3 protein-coding genes are annotated in these 2665 nt (G+C 35.2%); all 3 read left to right on the forward strand.

Annotation, left to right across the window (positions count from 1 at the left end; genetic code table 11):
• Positions 1-651: 651 nt before the first annotated feature.
• The 3 genes from ACFSY7_RS10465 to ACFSY7_RS10475 all read left to right on the forward strand — a co-directional run bounded on the left by ACFSY7_RS10465 (position 652) and on the right by ACFSY7_RS10475 (position 2625).
• On the forward strand, positions 652-1086 hold the full coding sequence (locus ACFSY7_RS10465; protein ID WP_020189728.1) for a BrxA/BrxB family bacilliredoxin: 435 nt from the start codon (positions 652-654) through the stop codon (positions 1084-1086).
• Positions 1087-1089: 3 nt separating this feature from the next.
• Positions 1090-1875 carry a class I SAM-dependent methyltransferase gene (locus tag ACFSY7_RS10470; protein WP_020189729.1) on the forward strand — a complete coding sequence of 262 codons (786 nt, stop codon included), beginning with the start codon at positions 1090-1092 and terminating at the stop codon, positions 1873-1875.
• A gap of 156 nt (positions 1876-2031) precedes the next feature.
• A complete protein-coding gene (locus tag ACFSY7_RS10475; RefSeq protein ID WP_020189730.1) occupies positions 2032-2625 on the forward strand; it encodes a YpjP family protein in 594 nt (197 codons plus the stop codon).
• The last annotated feature ends 40 nt before the right edge of the window (positions 2626-2665 follow it).

The raw sequence follows: 2665 nt of genomic DNA on the forward strand, positions 1-2665 counted from the left end.
CTTCCTCGCACGTTGTCATCTTGGATTTGACCAGGCACGTGCCGAATTAGAAGCGATGTTTGATCGCTAAATGTGACGATCTACCAAGTTTGGGTTGAGTCATTTACACAAAATTATTGACGGTGCCAAAAAGACTACTCAATGGCAGCAGTTTATGTTGTTTAATTGATTGTAAAGATATAAAAACATTATTCTATTTTTACATATATAGATAAATGTATGAATGTCTTTTTATAGGTTAATTCAAATAAATGCAGTTATGTTAATGATTATAGAAATTTTATAAGTTATCTTTTCTCCCATAATATTCTTTAATATCTGTATGGACGATGCCTTTCTGCTAATACTTTTAATAAGGGAGATCATGCGTGATTGCATTTACCTTATAAAAATATAGAGTTCTAACGTGTTTTGTTCTGTAAAACTCGATATTCAGTCAAAAAATCTCACATATTTAAACAGAAACTTCAAACGACACTTAGAAACATTGATTTAACAATGTTTCTAAGTGTAGCAATCTAACATCTATCTAACATAAATCTAATATTCGGAGTAAAAAAGGATGAAATCTCACGCAATGAACGCTACAATGAGAAAGTAGAAAGTCAATAAATACAAGGGTTACGACCCAATATGAAAGAGGCTAGAATTATGAATGCTTATGATGAATATATGCGCGGTATTGTACAACCAATGCGCGAAGAACTAGTGAATGCAGGATTTACACAATTAATGAATGCAGGCGATGTAGCAGAACATATGCAGGAATCAAAAGGGACTTCTGTCATTGTGATTAATTCAGTATGTGGCTGTGCAGCAGGTCTTGCTCGTCCAGCAGTTATTGAAGCGGTACAAACTGTAGAAAAGAAACCACAACATTTAGTGACAGTTTTTGCAGGACAAGATAAAGAAGCAACAGCACAAATGCGTTCATTCTTTGAAGAAGTACCCCCTTCATCACCATCGATTGCTTTCTGGAAAGATGGGAATCTTGCATACTTTATTCCACGCGAACAAATTGAAGGACAAATGATGGAATCTGTACGTGACCATGTAATGGACGTATTAGAGAAAATCGTTGAATAATTAGTGAAAACAGTTGTAACAACTGGCGGGCGCCCTGACGATCTTTCTCGTCAGCGCGCTCTTTTTGCATCATCTACATTGGCAATTCCATTTGTAGATCGTCGTAAGCGCTCGATGCAAAAAATAATGGAGCAAGAACAAGCGAATATTTTAGTTGCAGGGAAAATGCGCTATGAATATTATGCTTTTGGTCAAAAAGAGCCTTTTTTCTTTCATCCATCATCGGCTGCATTCCGTGCAAAACGTCTCGCGCGTGGAGAAAAAGATACGTTTTTAGAAGCGGTACAGTTAGAAAAAGGCGATACGTTATTAGATTGTACATTAGGCATGGCAACAGATAGTATGTTGGCGAGTATCCAAGTGGGGGAACAAGGCCGTATTATTGGCTGTGAAGGAAATCCGGTGATTGCATTTATGATGCAACAAGGGTTACAGGAGTATAATTATGTAGAGGAAAAGCTATTAGAATTAGCAAGCATGCGGCAAATTGAAGTCATATCTTCTATAGCTGTAGATTATTTACGTCAATTGCCATCTAACACAATGGATGTCGTATATTTAGATCCTATGTTTGAAAAAACCATTGAAGAATCAAAAAATTTCACACCTCTGCGTGAAGCGGGTATTCATATTTCATTAGATGATGAATGGATGTATGAGGCGCTACGTGTAGCCAAGAAACGCGTTGTATTAAAAGCGCATTTTCGTTCACCATTATTTGAAAAATATCATTTTAAGCAGTTGAAGAGACCTAATACAAAATTTCATTATGGTATCTTTGAAAAATAATTTATTTTTAAGTGAACAACGTTTTAAAAAATTATTTTTAGTGAATAAAAAAGTAGTAGCTCAAAATAGCTATTACTTTTTTTATTTTATGTGAAACTTTCTAGTTGAATAAAACGTAAGATAATTAAGACTCTTTTCAAAGCAGGTGAATTAAGTATGAAAAAATGGTTTCAAAAAGCCATGGTCTCGGCTGTAGCAGTCGTTACACTGGGCTTAATTACACCATCGCACGCATTCTGGGAAAATGTATTTGATGGAAATTCGCAACACAAAACATTAATAGAACATCAAAATGAAACGACTACGACACTCGTTGCTTATGCAGATGAGCAGCCAATAGTGGAACAAATATATGAACCAATTGATTTTATGAAAGAGGCAAAAGAGCAAGCCTATACAAAATTTGGTGCAAAGGTTGGTCCTAAAATTCAACAGGATTTTGATGAATTAATTTTTCCGAAAATGCAAGAAGCAATTGATTTCACAGTCGCGCGCGTTGGTGAGCAAGAACTATCAAACTTAGCTATTACTGAAAATCCAAGTGGTAATTATTCTGAGAAAATTTTCAATATTTACAATCGTGAGACACGTGAGGATATGATTCGATTCCATGTAAGAACAGAAAATAGACCATTTGAAGGGTTTTACTACAATTTTCACTACCATACATACGAGGATAATTTTGTATCGCATTATGAGTTAGGAGAAATTTATTGGAGTAAAAATACACCGCCAAAATGGTTATCATAATAAAAAAGAGGCTGGGACAAAACCCTAGCTAAAGAAAGGA

It is taken from the genome of Kurthia populi (assembly GCF_042686175.1).
Taxonomy (GTDB): Bacteria; Bacillota; Bacilli; order Bacillales_A; family Planococcaceae; genus Kurthia; species Kurthia populi.

Coding starts and splice junctions, on each gene's coding strand:
- ACFSY7_RS10465 (WP_020189728.1), top strand. CDS start 652: ATGAATGCTTATGATGAATATATGCGCGGTATTGTACAACCAATGCGC.
- ACFSY7_RS10475 (WP_020189730.1), top strand. CDS start 2,032: ATGAAAAAATGGTTTCAAAAAGCCATGGTCTCGGCTGTAGCAGTCGTT.